Raw genomic sequence first — 19,548 nt, 5'->3', positions numbered from 1 at the left:
CTTAGCGGCGGCGGGCGGGGGGCCCGCTGCTGAGACGGCGCCGCTCGGGCATGGCCCGGCGGCGCGGCGTGCCTCGGCTGCGATCGTACAACTCCGCGGGCAGCTCGCGCCGGAGCGACTGCAGCCCCACGGCGGGCATCTGGCGCGCGCGAAGATCGATCTCGACGACATCGAGCGCTTGCACGATGACCTCGCTCCGCGCGAGGCGGCCGAGGCGCGGAACCTCGCCCTCGGGGAGGCTGCGTGCAGCCGTCCAGAGGCGCGGCTTCAACGCGGCAATGCCGCGCATGGCATCGGCCACGCGCCTCGGCAGGGCGATGCGCGCAATGATGGGGTCGATGAACTCGAGGGTGGCCTGCCCGCGGTCGCGAACGCCGGAGGTGGCCTCTTCGAGCGGCTCGCGGAGCAAGGTGGTGAAGAGCACCACGTCGTCCAACGGACCGCCGCGCTCTTTGGTCATCTCGTCGATGATGTCCATGCTTCGCCAGAAGCGATCCGCGCCACCGTCGGTGGCGTCTCCGTCGTCGAGGAAGGCGGAAAGCTCCGGAATGAGCACGGCCATGATGCCGGTCTCCCAGAGGAGCCACATCGAACGGTGGGCAGCGCCACCCCGCAGAAGCCGCAAAATTTCTTCGAAAATACGCGGGCGCGCGGCCTTCGCGAGCTCGTCCCGGCAACCGACCATGGCCTCGTACACGTCGGGGTCGATGCCCAGGTCGAGGCGCGCCGCGAATTTGATCGCGCGCAGGATGCGGATGGGATCTTCGCGGAAGCGAACCACCGGGTTGCCGATGGTGTGGATGGCGCGACGCTGGATGTCCTGCATCGCCCCGCACCAGTCGAGGACTTGGCGCCGGTCGAGATCGTAGAAGAGCGCGTTGATGGTGAAGTCGCGCCGGAGGGCGTCTTCATGCGCGTCGCCGAAGACGTTGTCGCTGCGGATGAGAAGGTCGTCGTAGCTCGGCGGCGCGTCGTCCTCGCCCGGGTTCTCGACCTGCGGGTTGCGGCGGAAGGTGGCCACCTCGATGACCTTGCCACCGCCGAAGAGGATGTGGGCAAGACGGAAACGGCGACCGATGATGCGGCAGTTGCGAAACAAGCCGCGTACGTCTTCGGGGCGCGCGTTGGTGGCGACATCGAAGTCTTTGGGGCGGCCATTGAGGAGGAGATCGCGAACGCAGCCTCCCACCAGGTAGGCCTGGTAGCCGCTGCGTTCCAACCGGCGCACGACTTTGGCCGCGTCCGGATCGATGTTGGCCTCGTTCAGGGGGGCGTCATGGCGGATGAGTCCAGTTCCGGCATGGCGCTCGAGAATCGCGTCCTCGTCCGGTCTGAAGGCCGCTGCAGCGTCCTCGGCCGAGAGACTTTCGGGCGGCTCTTGCCGGGCCACGTACTCGTCGGCGTGTTGGATCGTGAACGAGGGGAGCTCAGGTAAATCGGGCCAGTCGGACCGCGGCCCATCGTCGGGCGGGGAATCCGAGGGGGTCATCAACAACGTGTTCTTTTGCTTGGGCTGTCGCATGCGAAGCTGGGTCGGCCGCGCCTCGAGCCGAGCGGGTGCGTGCCCGAAAGACGCCCGAAAGACCGGTGGAGCCGATGCGCTTTGGATTAAGGTGGCGTGGACTCTACCAGGGGGCACGCACCGCGGCAATCCATACACTGGGCCAATGCGACCACGAAGCCGATCGGGCGGCAAAGGACCCCTCGGCAGACCTGGGGGCGAATGCCGGAGAGAACCGTGCCGGAACCGTTGACGCCAGCGTCCATGTGATTAGCTTCCCCTCCAACCCTTGGCCAGCCGGGAGCCCACGATTTCACGGGCTTTTTTGGCGGGGTTGGGCCTCGCCTTCGCCTCTTGGAGACGGGGCCCGGGTTGAACCCGATTTCCTGGGCACGACCTTCCCCTGGCGCCGCGAGCTGGACTATGACCCGTCCCCGGAGACGTGTGTCTCACCTGGGTTGTAGGGGCCGGACCTCGAAGTATCGACGTTTTCCGCACTGAAATTCTTGACTCGACGAGAAGGCAAAAAGGACGAAAAACCATGGGTAAGATCATCGGCATCGACCTCGGCACCACGAACAGCGTCGTGGCGATCATGGAGGGTCGGGAACCCAAAGTGATCGTGAACGAGGAAGGCTCTCGCATCACGCCGAGCGTGGTGGCGTGGGACGACAAGGGTGAGGTCCTCGTCGGTCAGATCGCCAAGCGCCAAGCGGTCACCAACCCCGAGAATACGATTTTCAGCGCCAAGCGCTTCGTCGGCCGGCGTTTCGATGAGGTCTCCGAAGAACTCAAGCGCGTTCCGTACAAGGCCGTGAAGGCCTCCAACGCCGACACGGCGTTCGAAGTGCGTGGCAAGGTCGTGTCGCCCCCCGAGGTGAGCGCGAAGGTCCTGCAAAAGCTGAAGAAGGCTGCGGAAGATTACCTGGGCGAGAAGGTCAACGAAGCCGTCATCACGGTCCCGGCCTACTTCAACGATGCCCAGCGCCAGGCGACGAAAGACGCCGGCCGTATCGCCGGCCTCGATGTGAAGCGCATCGTGAACGAGCCCACGGCGGCCGCGCTCGCGTACGGTTTGGACAAGAAGAGCGACGAGATCATCGCCGTGTACGACTTCGGCGGTGGCACGTTCGACATCTCGATCCTCGAGGTCGGCGACAATGTCGTGCAGGTCATCTCGACCAACGGCGACACGCACCTCGGCGGTGACGACGTCGACAACCTGATCATCGACTGGCTGGTCGCGGAGTTCCGCAAGACCTCGGGCATCGACGTCGGCAAGGACAAGATGGCCCTGCAGCGCCTCAAGGAGGCCGCGGAGAAGGCAAAGATCGAGCTGTCGAGCGTGCAGGAGACGAGCATCAACCTGCCGTTCCTCACGGTCGGTCCGGGCGGCCCGGTCCACCTCGACATGCGCCTGTCGCGCTCCAAGCTGGAGCAGATGATGACCCCGCTCATCGATCGCTCGATGGAGCCGGTGAAGCGGGCGCTCGCCGACGCGAAGAAGTCTCCTTCGGACATCGCCGAGGTCGTCCTCGTCGGTGGCTCCACGCGCATCCCGCTCGTGAAGGAGACGGTGAAGAAGTTCTTCGGCAAGGACCCGCATCAGGGCGTGAACCCGGACGAGGTCGTGGCCATCGGTGCGGCGGTGCAGGCCGGCGTTCTCTCCGGCGACGTGAAGGACATGGTTCTTCTCGACGTCACCCCGCTGTCGCTCGGCGTGGAGACGCTCGGCGGCGTGATGACCGCGATGATTCCGCGCAACACGACGATTCCGACGCAGAAGAAGGAAGTGTTCTCGACGGCGACGGACAGCCAGCCCAGCGTGGAAGTGCACGTCCTCCAAGGCGAGCGCACCGAGGCGCGTTACAACCGCACCTTGGGCAAGTTCCACCTCGAGGGCATCATGCCGGCCCCGCGTGGCGTGCCGAAGATCGAGGTGACGTTCGACATCGACGCGAACGGCATCCTGTCGGTCCACGCGAAGGACACGGCGACGGGCAAGGATCAGAAGATCACCATCACGGCGAACTCCGGTCTGAGCGACTCGGACATCCAGCGCATGGTCAAGGAAGCCGCCGAGAACGAGGCAGAGGACAAGGCCCGCCGCGAGCAGATCGAGCGGCGCAACAAGCTGGACAACCTGTGCTACTCGCTGGAGAAGACGATCAGCGAGAACAAGGACAAGCTGCAAGCCAGCGACGTGTCGACCTTCGAGGGCTTGATCAAGGAAGGCCGCGCCGCCGTCGAGAAGCAAGACGACGCCCAGGTGACGGAGCTTCTCGAGAAGCTGGAGAAGGAAGCGCACCGCATCGCCAGCGTGATGTACCAAGGCGCCCCCGGCGCCGAAGGCGGCGCCCCGGGCGCCCCGCCGAACGGCGGCGCCGAGGGTGGCGCCCCGGGTGCCGATGGCAAAGGGAAGAAGGACGGCAACGTCATCGACGCCGAGTTCGAAGAGACGCAGTAAGCCGTCGCTTCGGGCTGAATGAAGAGGGCTCCCCCCCGGTTCGCGGGCGGGGGGCCTTTTTCTTTGCCGCGCGCTTTTGATGGAGCGCCGGCATGGAGCGCCGGCATCTTGCCGGCGGTTCGCCGGCTTCCAGGCGGCTGCCGAGGGACTCCGACTCCGACTCCGACTCCGACTCCGACTCCGACTCCGACTCCGACTCCGACTCCGACTCCGACTCCGATTCCGACTCCGACTCCGACTCCGACTCCGATTCCGACTCCGATTCCGATTCCGATTCCGATTCCGACTCCGACTCCGATTCCGAATCCGACTCCGATTCCGATTCCGACTCCGACTCCGATTCCGATTCCGACTCCGACTCCGATTCCGATTCCGATTCCGACTCCGGGAGCAGGACAGGGAGCAGGACAGGACATCGTTGACAGATCGCGGGTCGACCTCACGGCGGGGCGGTGGGGCGGGGTTGCTTGCCTGCTGTGCGCGAAAGAATCACGCCAACGCCGGCGGTTGGCGGGGGGTGAGGCTGGGCGTTGTCATGATTCTTTCGCTTGAAAAGGGCATGCAAGCAACCCCGCCCCACCGCCCCTCTCGCTTTCAGGTTCTCGAACTCGCTGTTCAGGCCATTGAGGTCCTTGCGCCCGTTGTGGCTCGCATTCGCCGCTGTGACCGGGATCTCGGCGAGCAGCTTCGACGGGCCCTCAGCTCCGTCGCGCTCAACATTGCGGAAGGAAATCGCAGTCAGGGAGGTCATCGCATCGCACGCTTCTCGACGGCGGCTGGCTCCAACGGCGAATCGCGGGCTGCGTTGCGCGTGGCTGTCGCTTGGGGCTACGTGCAACCGCGCGAGCTCGAGGCCGCCGACGAATTGCTCGATCGGGTCGCGGCTATGCTTTATCGCCTTGGCGCGAAGCGGTGATGCGCAGAGCAAGGAGCTGGCGACGTCCGGCTCCTTGCCTTCGCCCGATGCGGATGGTCGCGAAGTCGTACTCGGACAGTGCGTGGGGCCCCCTGTCGTTTCCGAGAGGGCGTCAACGGGCGTTATCTCTGGCGGGCAATGGGTGGACTTTCCCCGGGAAAGTTCGGTGCGAAGCCTTGGCCTGCTTTCTGCTAACCGGCGCCCAATATGAAATTCTTAAAAGCTTCGATTGCGGCTGCATGCTGCGCCGCTGCCTGGTTCCCGTCACTTGCGCACGCGGCGGAGGGAGACGAAAGCGTCTCCTCCCGTCCATTGCGCCAGGGTTTCACGTTGGAACTCGGGCTTGGCGGGGCGCTCACCCACGTCTCGCCGGAGCGCGGGGAGAGCCTCACGCGATTCGGTCTCGCACCGCTATCCATGAGCGTCGGAGGCTTTCTTTCCCCGGACGTGGCTCTTCTAGCCCGTGCCGCGGGCACCTCATATTTCCGTGAAGACGCTCACGGTGATCTCCATCAATTCGTGAATGGCTTTTACGGCGGCCACGTTCAGTTCTGGGTGAACGACGACATCATGCTGAGCGGAGGACCCGGGCTCGTTCTTTTCGGTGAAAATACGTTCCTGCATACGGGCACGAACGACACCGAAGTCGGCTACGGCGCCTCCTTCCGCGCAGGATTCGGCGTCCTATCGACGAAGCACCACTCGCTGCGTTTCGCGGTGGAAGTGTTTCCGTCCAAGTACAAGGACGCCTTCGTCATGGGCTCCGCGCTCAACTTCGAGTGGCAATATTATTGAACAAGACAGGAGCTGGACGGGGATCGTCCAGCTCCTTGCCATTGCACATTACGAAGCGCGGCGGCGGCGCGCGGTGATGGCCAGGCCGAGGGCAGCGAAGGTGGCGAAGGCGAGGCCTTTGTTCATCGGGGTGCTCGAGCCGGGGGTGCTGCAGGAGCAGCCCGAGTCGACATCGACGGCACCGTTGCCGCTGCCTCCATCGTTGCGAGGCGGCGTTCCCGAGTCGAAGGGATTGCCGGTGCCGCCATCGGATTTACCCGCATCGGCTCGACCGGTGCCGGAGTCCGTCCCCGCGTCGGTGGGGGTCTCGGAGCACGGAGCGGGCGTGGACTCGCTGTTGTGGGGTACCGTGGCCGGCTTGGTCAGTGCGAAGTCTGCGTCGTTGTTGCGCGTGTCTTGGCAGCCGTTGTTCTTCCGAACGATCGACGTCGTGTTCTCGCCGCCCGCAGGAGCGGGCGCGCGGCTATTGCCTAGCCAGTCCGTCACGGTGTTGTCGCCGTAGCCGACTTTGTCGACGATGTTGGTGTCAGGGCACCGGGTCGCGCCTCCGCATCCGAGCGGCGTAATCACACGTGCAAGAGCTACCTTGGCCTTCGTGGCGCTGAAATTGGTGAGCCCTTCCGCGTCCGCCTTCGGGAGCCCAGCCCCCGTACCGGCGTCGCCGCCCGCGAAGGCCACGAGGAAGTATCCACCCTTGGGCAAGGTCACGTTGGGTAGGACCACCGGCGCCGTGAAGGAGTTGTTCGAGAAGTCGCCCGTCGCGCTTCCATATTGAACCGACAGCCCAGCCAGCGACACGGGCCCGTTCGATCGATTGAACAGCTCGACGTAGTCGCGGCTGAAACTCGCACCGGAGTTACCACCCGCGCCGAAGATCTGACTGATCACGACCCCTGTTCCATCACCCGGTGGACCGGCGTCATTCCCGCCGTCGGTCGATGCATCGCCAGGACCGGCATCCACAGGGCCGGCATCCTCCGGACCGGCGTCGGCGGGCCCCGCATCCTCCGGTGCCGCGTCGATGCCACCACCATCCTCCGGCGTGCCGCCGCCACCATCGGCGGGACCGGCATCATCGGGACTGCCCGCGTCGATGCCGGGATTGGCATCCACCTCTGCATCCGGAGCACCACCATCCGTCGCGCACACGTGCGCTGCACTGGCCGCGTTTCGCGGTGCAGGCGTCTCGACAGTAAAGTCGTTCTTGTTGTCGTTCGCGTCGATGCATCCCGCATCTTTGCGGAGAGCAGCCAACGTCGTATTGAGAGCCGCCGTCGCACCGGTGCCTTCGAACGGTGTCGCGTTACCAAAAGCGACGATGTCCACGATCTTTGCCGAATCACATGGCGTCGCGGAACTACCGCAACTCAACGATTCCACCGTGCGGGCAAGAGCGATTTTCCCATTGGTTGCCCCCATGTTGAGGGTCCCGCTGTCATTCACCTCTGGAAGCGCCGCACCATTGGTCGCGCTCGTCGAGCCCATACCAACGAGGAAGTATTGCCCCGGTGCGAGCGTGACGTTCGAGGGGAAGATGTAAACGTTGCCGCCAAGCCCCCCATCGGACAACGTTCCGCCGAAATTTCCCGTGTTCGACCCGTACTGCAAAGACAGGCCCGCGAGGGATACAGGCACGTTCGATCGATTGAAAACCTCGACGAAGTCACGATTGAAGGTAGCCACCGGGGGGCCGGCATTTCCGCCCGCCGTGTAGAGCTGGCTGATGACGATGCCCTCTCCGACCAACGCCTGTGAGGCACCTCGGGCCACCGTCTCATCTTCATGCCCCGAACACCCCGCGAACGGCGCGGCGGTGCAGGCGAGGAGCGAGACCAGGCGCCAGGTTTTCGTACCCAATCGGTCATTCTTCAACATCGTCGACCATCCTTCGGCAGGCCGCGGAGCGCGTGGAAGAGAAGCGCGCCCAGCATTGGCAGCTCAGCTCTCATACACGGGAGTGGTCCATCCCACAACGGGGAAGCGGCTTCATGCTGTGGATGCCGCAGAAACGTTACACATTTGATGGTTCAGGCACGGCCCGGAATGTTCGCAACTCCCGACAACGCCGGACGAACTCCTTAGCGCAGAGGTTCGTGAATGGATCAGTCGCGCGGCAGGATTCGAGTTCCAGGCAGAACGCGAGCATCGCTCGAGTCGAGCCTCGCGCATTTTCGTTCGCAGTTGGAGGCGGACAAGTCGTGCGACTTCGGGAGCAGCGATGCGCTGTGGATCGCGAAGGTGCGTTATGCGCTGGGCGAGCCGTGGACCGTCGTCGGGGAATGGCTTCGGCGAGCCGCCTCGAATTTCGTCGATCTTCAGCGCTATCGGGACGCTGAGGAACCGAAGCGCACGCTCGCCGGTTCTCAGCGAAGTACAACGCCCATTGCTACGAAGGAAGATCTACTCGCGTTCCTCGCCATGGCGGACTCGCTGCCGCTCGAACCCGACTACTCGTCCACGAATTCGTGGGCGACGCTCGGTTATGCGTGGGCCGCACTCGCCGCTGGTGACGCCGCGCTTGCTCGGAAGGTTCGTCGAGCCCATGTGGGATCCGCCCCACGCACCGTACCTGGGTCCGAACTCGCGAACGTGCAGCTTCGCCCAACAGCGCGCAGCACGCGCCGTCCGGGCGCTGCTGGTCGACGGCAACGTACGTGAGGAGCTAGCCCACGTACCTTCGAGCATGCCCGAGGCTGCACTCGTGAGTGCCTGCCTCGTCGAAGACCGGCGCGGCGCCCGGTCTGCGATCAGACGCATGTTGAAACGCCATGAAGGCACCGGCATGCCTGGCGATGTGACCACCATCGACGTCTTGGCCATTGACGCTCTCGGTGCCCTGCGACTCTTGATGTCGCGCGGCATCGTCGATGTCGAAGACCTTGGAACGCCGACCTGGTATTTTCCCTTCCGACTCGCCTTTGCCATGTGAGCCTGGCGTCGAGCAGAAGCGACCTCTTCATCGAAAGAGGTGCGAGAAGTCACACATTTTGATTGCTTAGCTAGCCCACGCTCAAGCAGGCTCTATGCTGGGAGGTCGCGATCCGGGCGGGGTATGAATCAGAGCCGCGCAGCAGGCAAGCATCGACTGTTGATTGAACTGGGGCGCGGTGGCATGGGCACCGTTTACCTGGCGACACGTCGGGATCAGGTGGCGGAGCGGCCGGCGTTGGTCGTGGTGAAGCACCTGCGGGCGGAGCTTGCGTCGCATTTGCGCTTTCTCCAGGGGTTTCTCGATGAGTCGCATTTGGCGATGCGGCTCGATCATCCGAACATCGTTCGCACTTGGGACGTCGGGTTCGAGGCGCGGCATTACTTCCTCGAGATGGAGTACCTCGAGGGGCAGACCCTCGATGTGCTCATGCGCACGGCTGCTTCGTCGAAGGACGGGCTGCCTTGGGCCGTGGGCATCTTTGCGCTGGAGCAGGTGCTCGCAGGGCTTCACTACGCGCACGAGCTCACCGATGCGCATGGGCGGCCGCTCGCGATCGTGCACCGCGATGTGTCGCCCCACAATGTGCTCGTCACCTACGACGGAGCGGTGAAGCTGCTCGATTTCGGCATCGCCAAGGCGGCGATTTCCTCGCACGAGACGTCGACCGGCATCATCAAGGGCAAAATCACGTACATGGCCCCGGAGCAGGCGGGCCGGCGGAACGTGGATCGACGCGCCGACATTTTCTCCGTGGGCGTGATGCTCTGGCAGTGCCTCACGGGGCAGCGGCTCTGGGCGGATGTGCCCGAGCCGCTCCTCTTTCACAAGCTCGATCGGGGCGAGATCGATCCGCCGCGCACCCTGCGGCCCGATGTGCCCGAGGCGCTCGAGGCCATTTGCATGAAGGCGCTGGCGCTCGATCCTGCCCAACGCTATACGACGGCGGAGGAACTGCGCGTCGCGCTTTCGCACGAGCGGCGTACGCGCTGGGGCGAGGTGGGGCGGGTCGAGCTCGCGCGCACGATGATCGCCTATTTTGCCGAGCGCCGTGCTGCCGACAAGGCCCAGATCGATGCGCGGCTGGCCGCACGGGCGGACGAGTCGTTCGAGGTGCTTCCCGTGTTGGGGCAGGCTCCGTCGCTGCCCGTCATCGCGCTCGGCATCGATCCGGCGGGGCGCACCAGCACGGGAACGCGCACGGAACCGCATCATGGGAACTCGAAGACCGTGCGGCGCCGGCGCGTGCCGCGTTGGGCGGCGGTCGCGATGGGCGCGGCGGTGGCGGCGGTGGCCGGGGCGGCGGGCATCGGCTTGGCGTCGCGCGCGCGGACGCATCCCGCTGCGGAGGCGACGCAGGATGCACCGGTTCTCGCAGGGTGTACCTCGAATGCCGCATGCGTCAGGCAAAACGACGGGCATCCATATATCTGCCGCAAATCGACGGACGGCGCGTGCGTGTCGCTCGAAGCACCGGGCTGCAAAGTGCTCGCGGAAAAAGGCGACATCGAGAACGATGCGACGATTTGGTTCGGCGCGATGTTTCCCATGTCAGGCAAGAACGCGGAGGCGTTCGGCCTGGAAAGCGTCAACACCGTCGACCTGGCGCGCCGCGATTTCGTGCAGATTGCACGGGGTATTCCCTCCCCCGCCCCCGGCAAGCCGGCTCGCCCCATTGGCATCATCGCGTGCGACGATGCCGTGAATCCGAAAGAGGCCGCGCGCCACTTGGTGGACCTTCAGGTGCCCGCCGTCATCGGTTTTACCTCGAGCCAAGAGGTCATCGACCTGGCCACGGAGTCGTTCATTCCCAATGGCATCCTGGCCGTGGCGACGCAAAACCGGAGTTCGCTGATTACGACCATTCCGCACCCGCCCTACGAGCCGCGGCTGGTGTGGCGCACCACCTTCAACACGGCGGTGAACATGATTCCCGTGAGCGCGGTGGTGGCCGAGGTCATCGAACCCAGCTTGCGCGCATCACACGTGCTGAAGCCCGATGAACCCATGCGCGTGGTGCATTTGCGAATCCGCAATACGACGGGCCTGAGCGGCTCCGATGCGCTGCTCGGCACGTTGCGCTTCAATGGCAAAAGCGCCGTCGAAAATGGCTCGAATTACCTCGAGCTTTTGTACACGAATCCGCAAGATCCGCGGCCCATTGCGGATTCCAGCATCGTGGATGCATTATTGAAGTTCCGGCCGCACGTGATCATCAGCGCGGGGTTCGATACGAATACCAAAACGGTGCTCGCGCCCCTCGAGACGCGGTGGCCGCGGTCGGAGGGTTTCCGACCGCGTTACGTCGTTGCGGGAATGTACGGGGACGATTTCTTTCAGCTTTTGGGAAAGAACGCGGAGCGGCGGCGGCGTTTTCTGGGGGTGGGTCTGCCGACGTCGACATTGGTCAATGCCAAGTTGACCATGCATTACAATGAGACCTACACGCCCAAAGTGACCCAATCCGGTGCGCCCGGGGCCGTGTACGATGCGGTGTATCTGCTGGCCTATGCCGCCTACGCGATGGGCGATCTGCCCATGACCGGCTCGAATTTGGCGCGCGGGATCGGTCGATTGGTTCCGCCGGGTGAACCCATCGACGTGGGGCCGACCAAGATTTTCGAAGCCTTCCGCCTGCTGCAGGAGGGAAAGTCAATCGATCTGCGCGGTGCAGCCACGCCGCTCGATTTCGATTTGGCAACCGGGGAGTCGCCCATCGATTTTGCGCTTCTCTGCGTGGGCACGGACGAACACGGAATGGCCAACGAGGCCATCGAACCGGGTCCGATTTTCCGTGCCGCCACGAAGAGGATCGAGGGGCTTCCCTTGCGCTGTCCCTAATCGGGTTTCGAGAGGGTCAACGCGGGGTGGATGCGTCTTTGCCGTCGGGCAGGCAGCAGCCGGCGCCGGTGCACGGGTACCAGAGCGCGTTGGGCTCGGGCAGTGCGCAGCCGCCTCCGGTGCACGGATATTGCGCGGGTGCCGGCGAGCCTGAGTCGAAGGCTTCCGAGGATGCGGAAGAAGCCTGCAGGCCCGCGCTGGTTTCGCAGCTCCTCGAGAAATGCCCGGCCACCGGCTTGCCGGAGGAGCCGGCGGGGCAGCTCGAGATGCTGGGTTCCTTGTTTACTTCGTCGATGCAGTCATGAAGTCGGCTCACGGTTTCCTTGGAGAGTTGGAGTGCGGATAGGTCGAGCCTCTCCCAGACTTGGCGCTGGTTGTCCTTCGCCAACGAGATCGGCGGCAAGTTGCCACAATGGTACGGTTCCGCTTTCGAAGCGGCAAAACATCGCATGATCCGAGCTTCATAGAGGCACTTGGCATCGTCTTGTCGGCAGCCACAGCCTTGATCGACGAACGCCCACTTGGTGGGCGAAAAGCTCGGATTCACACAGGTTTCGCCGGCGGGGGGGTTGTTCGGGGGCGGCGTGCACGTGCAGCCGACGTACCCAGCTGCGACGAACGAACCGACTCCGACCACGCGCCATAGTTTCGAGACGGACATTGAGGACGCCCCCTTGCCAAACGACCATCGTATGCATGCGTCAGCTACATGTCGCGTCATCCGACCGGGTGACTTGCGATTTTCGTGGGCTTCCTGCGAGCGAGCTAGACCGGACGCTCGGTCGCGATGTCAGGATGACACCGCCGCAATGACGGGCGCGGGCAGGCGGTAATGCCCATTATTTCGTTTCAATTGGCAAATAACAATCGGTGGAGAGCTCGGCTTCAGGACCGTAAATCAAATGTAAAAGGCGTAAATTCCCCGCTAAACGAGTGAAAGCAATAGGTCCTACCTCTTCTCGCGGGCTGGGTGCTGCTTATAAAGACTCGTCATGGTTGTTACGCGGTTTGCAAAACAAATTATCCTCGTGGGCTGTCTATTCATTGGAGCGTGTGCGGGCGCATCGGACGACGAAACATCATCGGCGACTCCGAAGGTCGTGGACGAGGGGACGTCGATCCAGCAAGCACTGGCTCCGAATACGTGTGTCAAAGATTCCGACTGCCGCGCAGTGCCGAATACGTGTGGAGGCAATTGCGCTTGCGATGCGCTGCTCCAGACGGGCTCTTCGCTGAAAGCTTCATCCTCGACGTGCAAAAACCCGGGTGCTTGCTTCGTCGATCCCTGTCGCGGCAAGAGCGCCGTTTGCAGTCAAGGGGCGTGCGTCATCGTCGGTGGCGACGACGTGATGTGAACACTCGATTGGGGGTTATCCAATTATCATGAATTTCTATTCACACATGGAAGTAGTCCGCCTCTCGAGGGGCGCTTGGACGCGGTTCGTACGGCGCGCGGGTCTCTTGGAGTGTCGAACATTGTCGACCGAGATCCTCGTCATGCGGCAGACGCGATCGAGGGCACCGTTCGGCGGAGCATGCTCCGGACGACCCAGACGTGGCCGAGCCGGATGAGGGCGAAGTAAATACGCCCCAACGCGTTGTGGAACGAGACGTCGGTGCGAACGACGAGGCCCTGTTTCTTCGTGAGGTAGACGCGGAAATCGAGGTGGCGATCGTCGAGACCCGCGACGATTTCGTCAGGGTTGACGGATAGGATCCAAAAAGGGCCTGCGCGAGTCCCTTCGGTCAGGGACCGTGGCGCGTCGGAGCCCGAGGTGGTGTCCAGTCCAAAGGGGCGGACGAGGAAATGACGCACGCTCATGGCGATATCGACCCAGCGGGGTCGGTCTCGGAAGAGGCGGTGCACGAGTTCATCGAGGGACGCATCCGCGGGCGGCCCTTCGTGTTGGTCGCGGAAGTCCACGCGGGCAAGATCCCGCGTTCGGGGAGGTGCCATGGGTTCCATACTCTGGAGTATGGGGCCCGTATGGCATAGGTCCAGGGCACGGATCGTTCGCGCGCTGTTCGTCTCACACCGAGCGGACGCGGCATGCTTTTTTTGCAGCGAGATGGGCAACGTTTTTATCGACTCGCGTCACGCGCCGGATCATCCGATGTGAGACAGGGGGTCGATCATGGTGCGTTGGCAACTGTGGCTTTCGTGCGCGCTGCCGCCCGTGTCGTTGCTCGCCATGGCGGGATGTGGCGAGTCTCGCGACTACGAGCCAGGCTACGAACTCGGTAGCGCGGAAGAGTGCGCTCGCCTCCGCGCGGCGCTGTTCGAGGATTCCGATGCGATCGTGGCGTCGCAACCCCCTTCGACCGTCGAGGATCCGCGCATGCGGCTCGAGGCCGGGCTCACGGAACGTGTTCACGCGTTCGTCGAAAAACAGTGTTATCGCCAGCCGGGTTGGGCTGGTGAAGACGGCGTCCACCTCAGTGGGACGGAAACACAAGGTGACACGCACGGATGGGTGCGTGTTTGGTATTCGCCGGAGGTGGCCGCGTGGCTAGCGCGCGGGAGACCCGAGGGCGAGGTGCCCGACAAGGCGCTCATCATCAAAGAACGGTACAAACCGCTTGGCGAGGCCAAGGAGGACGGCGGGGTCTTCAAATTCGTCGCCTGGCAACCGATGGTAAGGCGCCCGAAGGACGCGCGCGACGGGTGGTTCTGGGCGGAGATATCCCAAGAAGAGGGACGCCATGGCGAGGCGAAGTGTCACAGGCCTCCCCTCGCCTGGGAATCGCCGGATACGTTGCGCCTCGACGACTGCCGGCCGCCGAGCAGCTTCGGCCAACCGTGCTTGCGCTGCCATGCCTCGCAGCGGGATCTGACCTTTTCGCAGACGTCGCACCTACCGGAGAACACGGGCGGTGTGCACGAGCCGAAACAGACGATCTACAACTTCCGTCGGTTGTGGAACAAAGCGGATGCGAAGAATCCCGATTACGGGTACGACGCATACAAGAATACGCCGGCGTCGACGTACATCGCCGACCATCCCGACCGGCCGAAGATCACGCATGCGCTGGGAAGTGCGGATACGGACTTCGTGGCCCTGTTTGGGATTCCGCCCAATGAGCAGGCGCCCCATGAAGACATTCCGCGCTTTTTCGATCACGTGGTCCCGAAAGCCGACGATGGAAAGCCGGATACCTTTCTCACGTCGAATCAGTGCTGGGGGTGCCACTCGGCCGTCGGTCACATCGCCCAGAAGCTCGACAGCAATGGATCCATGGTGTCGCGGGACGGGGAATTCACTCCAGGCAAACAGGGCTTTGCCGACGTATCGCCGTTCGGCGAATGGTCGATGTCGATGATGGGACTCGCGGGTCGCGATCCCGTTTTCCGCGCCCAGCGCGAGTGGGAAACGGATCACCGCAGCGGCTGCGCCAAGGACATTACCGATTTGTGCTACAAGTGCCACGGCGCGGCGGGGCAGCATCAGCTGCACATCGATGCACCGTCGCGACAATTCGAGCATGCGATGGTCTACGCATTGCCCGATAGCCCGGACGGCAAATATGGCAGTTTGGCGCGGGACGGAATCACCTGCACCGTGTGCCATCAAATCAGCGCGAAAGATCTGGGTACGCCGGCGAGCTACACGGGAAATTGGACGCCGACTGCGCCGGGCGATCTGCAAGGGCCCTTTGCGGCCGATGTCCGGGTCGATCCCATGGTGCGCTCGCTGGGAAAGACGCCGTCGGGCGACGGCGGACGCGATCGCGTGATGAAGAGCGCCGCGCTGTGCGGTTCGTGCCATGCCGTGCGGCTTCCCGTGCGCAAAGTTGGCTCGTGTGCGGACGACCGCTTCGTCTACGAGCAGGCGACGTTCCTCGAATGGCGCGATAGCGTGTACCGGAAGAACGACGACTTCGTGAAAGACGAAGGGCACGACGGGAGCAACCCGAAGCGGTGTCAAGATTGCCATATGCCGCGCGAGTTCGGCGGGACCGATCTGCAAAAGAAGATGGCCAGCATCGAGGATGCGGATTTTCCGACGGCCAATTTGCCCGGCGTGCCCGATTTGCACGTGGGCGTGGACCTCGTCGAGCGAAAGCCGTTTTCGCGGCATCAGCTCAATGGCATCAATTTGTTCACGTTGAGCATGTTCGCGCAGGCGCCGCGCGTGCTCGGCTTGGCCGACTACGATTACATGTCGAACCAGTACGGCGAGCCGACCCGCCTCCAAATGGCCACGGCGTTGCGCAGCGGCCGTTCCTTTGCCGATACGGCGGCGACGATCGACATTGGTGCGCCCCAGGTTCGCGATGGGGCGCTGGAATTCGCGGTCACGGTGACGAACAAAGCGGGGCACAAGCTTCCCTCGGGTGTGGCCTTCCGGCGCGCCTTTTTGGAGGTGGCCATCGAGGATGGCTCGGGCGGCGTTCTCTGGGCGTCGGGCCGCACCAACGGCGCAGGCGCCATCGTGGGGCACGACGGCAACGTGCTCGCGAGCGAACTCGATGCGACCGCATACGAGCCGCACCATCGCGTCATCACGCGCGAAGACGAAGTGCAGATTTACGAGGAGCGCACCCTCGATTCGAGCCACCAGCTCACCACGAGCTTTCTCGGCATCTACGAGTCCATCAAGGACAATCGTCTTCTTCCGGCGGGCTGGAAATCGCATTTCGCGCCCACGATGGAAAATGGCGTGGTCCCCGATGGACTCGAGCCCCACGGGGTGGACGATGATGCGGAGTATCCCAAAGATGGATCACCGGCGTGCGGCTGCGACGTGGTGACCTTCCGCGTGCCGCTCGCTGCGGTGGGCGGCCATGCCAAGGTGCGGGCTCGCCTGAATTACCAGGCGATACCGCCCTATTTCTTGCGCGACCGCTTCGCGGTGGGTCTGCCCGATGCGCAGCGGCTCTATCAGCTGACGAGCCACCTCGATACCAAGGCATCGACGACGGCGATTCCCGGGTGGAAGCTGCTGCTCACCGAAGCGGTCCGATCTTCGCAATGAACTCGCTCAAGGAGCCTTGAGACAGACGGCTTCGACGTTGTTGCCGTCGGGATCCAGCAAGAAGGCGGCGTAATACGTCGGGCTGTAGTCGGCCCGCAAACCAGGTTTGCCGTGATCGCGCCCGCCGGCTTTCGTGCCGGCGGCGTGGAATTGGTCGACCGCCTTGCGCCCGGAAGCGCGGAAAGCGATATGCGTCTTCGCCGCGCCGGGTTGCGACGCCGGATAGAGCCAAAGGGCGGGCTCGCCGGCGGGGCCGAATCCTGCACACGACGCATCCTTCGAGCAGAGCACGAAGCCCAGAGGCTCCAGCGCCGCCGTATAGAAACGCACGCTGGCATCGAGATCGCTCACCAATAGGCCAATATGATCGTACATGTTGACGTCCTCCATGCCCGAGAGCCTAAGGACGCGCGGCGCGGGGTTCTTGGAAGATCTTGCGATCGCCCGCGCCGCTTTGGATCAATCAACCGATCTGCGCGATGACCTCGGTGGAGGGCATCGGCTTGGAGAACATCGGGAAATCGAATTTCAGAGCGTTGCGGTGCTCCTCGGCGGAGGTCGCGGCCAGGCAATCCGTGAGGGTGATCACGTCGAAGCCGTGCTCGTAGGCGGTTCGCATCGTCGATTCGACGCAACAGTTCGTCAGGAAGCCGCCGAGAATGACGGTTTTGATGCCTTTGCTGCGCAAGATGAAGTCGAGATTCGTGCTGGCAAAGGTGTCGAGGCCGCGTTTGCCTTCGATGACGATATCGCCTTGAGCGGGTTTCAGCGCATCGACGATGGTCGCGCCCCATGAGCCTTTGACGAAGGCTTTGCCATCGACCACGCCTTTCAGGATGCCGTACGGGTGCTTGGTGAGCTCTCCGTAGTCGGCCGCGAACGTGATGGGCGCGTGCATGACGGTCACGCCCTTGCGGCGGGCCGCATCCACGAATTTGACGGTGTTGGACAGCATGTTCGTCTCGGCCATCACCGGTGCGACAGCCTCGTGGAGTACGCCTCCTTTGGAGGTGAACTCGTTTTGATATTCGATGAGAACGACGGCGGTGGTGCGCGGATCGATCGCCATGGATGCCCCCTTTCGGCAGCGATTCTCCCACGCCCCAGGATCCCGTGCGAGTGCGAAACCGAGCGGCTAAGATGACGGCCATGCTGGTCCCCTATCTGCTCTTGTGCTTGCTCATCACCATCACACCGGGGCTCGATACCGCCGTTGTCATTCGCTCGGCGTTGGCCGGCGGAAAGCGCGCGGGGGTGCGCACCGCCATCGGATGCGCCGCGGGCCTTTTCGTCCACGCGGTGGCCGTCGCCATGGGCCTCGCGGAGATCCTCTTGCGAAGCGCAGCGGCCTTCGCCGCGCTGAAGCTCGTGGGTGCCATTCTGCTGATCGCGCTGGGCGGTCGCACGCTTTGGGCCGCGTACCGCGCCCCCGAGGCTCCGCCGGCGGAAGAAACCGCCCGCGTCCGTGGCTCGACACCGTTCGTGCAGGGGCTTTTGTGCAACCTGACCAATCCCAAGGCAACGCTCTTTTTCGTGGCCACGCTGCCGCAGTTCATTGGAACGAGCGAACCGTCCCATGCGCTGCCCGTGGCCTTGGGGCTGGCGATGCTCGCGGTGCTTTTCAGCCTTTGCGGCCTTACGCTCACGGCGCTGGCCGTGCATCGGCTGCGCGATCTGCTTCGGTCGCGCCGAGCGCGTCGCGTTCAGGATGGATTGCTCGGTACCGTCTTGATCGCGCTGGGGGTACGTGTCGCCACGGAGTGACCTCCGACCCACACCTGGACGATGTTGGGCTTGGAAGCCAGATAAAGGATCTTCTGGAGCACGTCCTCCAGGCTGCTCTCGGCGAGGATGCGGATGGTGCCGTCGGGGACGCGCGTGTCGATGAGCATCGCGTCGAAGTGATACCCCGGCGTGAATTGCCCAATGGGGAGGTCGAGCGCGTGACCGCCGGCGGCGGTGGCGAGGTGAAAGGCCGTCGCGGTATCGATGCGCGAATCGGGGCGGCCGCGGCGCTCGGGCGGCAAATCGGGATTCACACCGATTTCGAGCATGCGCCCCGCGGCGAGGGCCATGCGCACGGAGTCGAAAAGCGACGCCGAGGGACCGCCTGAAATGTCGGTGCCGAGGCCCACGCGCACCCCGCGGGCCATCGCGGCGCGAAGCGGGAAGACGGCACTGGAGAAATAGACATTGGACAATGGACAGTGCGCGACGGCCGAGCCTCGCTGCGCGATGCGATCCATGTCGGCGCCCGTGATGAAGGTGCCATGCGCGAGGACAGTGCGACGCGTGAGGAGGCCGAAGCGGTCGAGGCTCTCGGTGTCGGTGACGCCGTGACGCTCGAGGACGAAGCCATGCTCCCAATCGCTTTCCGAGCAATGGGTCTGCACGTGGCAGCCGCTTTCGGCGGCAATCTTGCCAAGCCCCGCGAGGCTCTCGTCGGTGCACGACGGGATGAACCGCGGCGTAACCACCGGAAGAACGCGCGCCTCGCCATTGTCCGGGTGAGCGCGCACGTAGTCGATGAAGGCACGCGTGTCTGCGAGCGCAGCTTCCGTGGAACCGTCACGGTAGAAGTCGGGACACGTCGCCGGATCGTCCATGACGACCTTGCCGACGAGCGCGCGCTGGCCTTTCTCGAGGCAAATGTCCACGAGGAGGCGCGTAGCCTCCTGATGCACGGTGGCGAAATACAACCCCGTGGTGGTGCCGTGCGAGAGAAGATCGGCCACCAGCGCCTCGTAACTGCGCCGAGCGAAATCGGTATTCGCATAACGAGCTTCGAGTGGGAACGTATATTTCTGCAGCCATACCTCCAGCGGGACGTCGAGCGCCTGCCCCAACTGGGGATACTGCGGCGCGTGAACGTGGAGGTCGACGAAGCCCGGCAGCAGGTAACAGCCATCGGGCAAGACGACATCGGCCGCGGCGCGTGCCGCCTCGTAGCCCGACTCACCACGGCGCGCCACCCGTGAAATGGTGCCTTTTTCATCGACGGCCACGACCGCTTCGTGGAGCACCTCGAGCGCCCCGGGCGCCGGTGCATGAAAGAATGTGCCGAAAATGCTCCTACCGCGAACGTCCGTCATGCGTACATGAAAGCACGTCCGCGGGGCCTCT

General features: G+C 63.9%; 14 protein-coding genes. 7 read left to right on the top strand and 7 right to left on the bottom strand.

Annotated elements, in window-relative coordinates; genetic code table 11:
- Position 1 precedes the first annotated feature (1 nt).
- The gene (gene pcnB, locus LZC95_03290; protein ID WXA95864.1) at positions 2-1,522 is read right to left on the bottom strand and encodes a polynucleotide adenylyltransferase PcnB; all 1,521 of its coding nucleotides are present in this window, start codon (positions 1,520-1,522) and stop codon (positions 2-4) included.
- A 520-nt stretch (positions 1,523-2,042) separates the two neighbouring features.
- On the opposite strand from pcnB, the gene dnaK reads away from it, so the two are divergent.
- The 3 genes from dnaK (at position 2,043) to LZC95_03275 (ending at position 5,679) form a co-directional block, all read left to right on the top strand.
- Positions 2,043-3,968: a molecular chaperone DnaK gene (gene dnaK, locus LZC95_03285; protein ID WXA95863.1), complete on the top strand. Its 1,926-nt coding sequence runs from the start codon at positions 2,043-2,045 to the stop codon at positions 3,966-3,968.
- Between the two features lie 535 nt (positions 3,969-4,503).
- Entirely contained in the window at positions 4,504-4,884 is a 381-nt protein-coding gene (locus LZC95_03280; protein ID WXA95862.1) for a four helix bundle protein, read from the top strand.
- 207 nt (positions 4,885-5,091) lie between these two features.
- Positions 5,092-5,679: a hypothetical protein gene (locus LZC95_03275; GenBank protein WXA95861.1), complete on the top strand. Its 588-nt coding sequence runs from the start codon at positions 5,092-5,094 to the stop codon at positions 5,677-5,679.
- A 48-nt stretch (positions 5,680-5,727) separates the two neighbouring features.
- Here LZC95_03275 and LZC95_03270 read toward each other — a convergent pair whose 3' ends face one another.
- A complete protein-coding gene (locus tag LZC95_03270) occupies positions 5,728-7,554 on the bottom strand; it encodes a lamin tail domain-containing protein (protein WXA95860.1) in 1,827 nt (608 codons plus the stop codon).
- Positions 7,555-8,161: 607 nt separating this feature from the next.
- On the opposite strand from LZC95_03270, the gene LZC95_03265 reads away from it, so the two are divergent.
- Together LZC95_03265 and LZC95_03260 are read left to right on the top strand one after the other, a co-directional pair.
- Positions 8,162-8,608, top strand: a complete 447-nt coding sequence (locus tag LZC95_03265) for a hypothetical protein (GenBank protein ID WXA95859.1) — start codon at positions 8,162-8,164, stop codon at positions 8,606-8,608.
- A 123-nt stretch (positions 8,609-8,731) separates the two neighbouring features.
- Positions 8,732-11,449: a bifunctional serine/threonine-protein kinase/ABC transporter substrate-binding protein gene (locus LZC95_03260; GenBank protein ID WXA95858.1), complete on the top strand. Its 2,718-nt coding sequence runs from the start codon at positions 8,732-8,734 to the stop codon at positions 11,447-11,449.
- 16 nt (positions 11,450-11,465) lie between these two features.
- On the opposite strand, the gene LZC95_03255 is transcribed toward LZC95_03260, so the two are convergent.
- Both LZC95_03255 and LZC95_03250 read right to left on the bottom strand, forming a co-directional pair.
- The gene (locus LZC95_03255; GenBank protein WXA95857.1) at positions 11,466-12,110 is read right to left on the bottom strand and encodes a hypothetical protein; all 645 of its coding nucleotides are present in this window, start codon (positions 12,108-12,110) and stop codon (positions 11,466-11,468) included.
- 834 nt (positions 12,111-12,944) lie between these two features.
- On the bottom strand, positions 12,945-13,406 hold the full coding sequence (locus LZC95_03250; protein WXA95856.1) for a DUF2867 domain-containing protein: 462 nt from the start codon (positions 13,404-13,406) through the stop codon (positions 12,945-12,947).
- Between the two features lie 178 nt (positions 13,407-13,584).
- Here LZC95_03250 and LZC95_03245 point away from each other — a divergent pair, with 178 nt between their 5' ends.
- Entirely contained in the window at positions 13,585-16,425 is a 2,841-nt protein-coding gene (locus LZC95_03245) for a hypothetical protein (protein ID WXA95855.1), read from the top strand.
- 6 nt (positions 16,426-16,431) lie between these two features.
- Here LZC95_03245 and LZC95_03240 read toward each other — a convergent pair whose 3' ends face one another.
- A complete protein-coding gene (locus tag LZC95_03240) occupies positions 16,432-16,800 on the bottom strand; it encodes a VOC family protein (GenBank protein ID WXA95854.1) in 369 nt (122 codons plus the stop codon).
- Between the two features lie 88 nt (positions 16,801-16,888).
- The gene (locus LZC95_03235; protein ID WXA95853.1) at positions 16,889-17,494 is read right to left on the bottom strand and encodes a cysteine hydrolase; all 606 of its coding nucleotides are present in this window, start codon (positions 17,492-17,494) and stop codon (positions 16,889-16,891) included.
- An 80-nt stretch (positions 17,495-17,574) separates the two neighbouring features.
- Here LZC95_03235 and LZC95_03230 point away from each other — a divergent pair, with 80 nt between their 5' ends.
- Complete coding sequence (locus tag LZC95_03230) at positions 17,575-18,189, top strand: LysE family translocator (GenBank protein ID WXA95852.1); 615 nt, start codon at positions 17,575-17,577, stop codon at positions 18,187-18,189.
- Here the strand turns inward: LZC95_03230 and guaD are convergent.
- A complete protein-coding gene (gene guaD / locus LZC95_03225; protein ID WXA95851.1) occupies positions 18,129-19,517 on the bottom strand; it encodes a guanine deaminase in 1,389 nt (462 codons plus the stop codon). The two genes, LZC95_03230 and guaD, sit on opposite strands and share 61 nt — an antisense overlap.
- Between the last annotated feature and the right edge of the window lie 31 nt (positions 19,518-19,548).

It is taken from the genome of Sorangiineae bacterium MSr12523 (assembly GCA_037157775.1).
Classification (GTDB): Bacteria; Myxococcota_A; Polyangia; order Polyangiales; family Polyangiaceae; genus Pendulispora; species Pendulispora brunnea.
The sequence above is the reverse complement of the archived record's forward strand: the minus strand, read 5'-3'. Positions and strand labels throughout refer to the sequence as shown.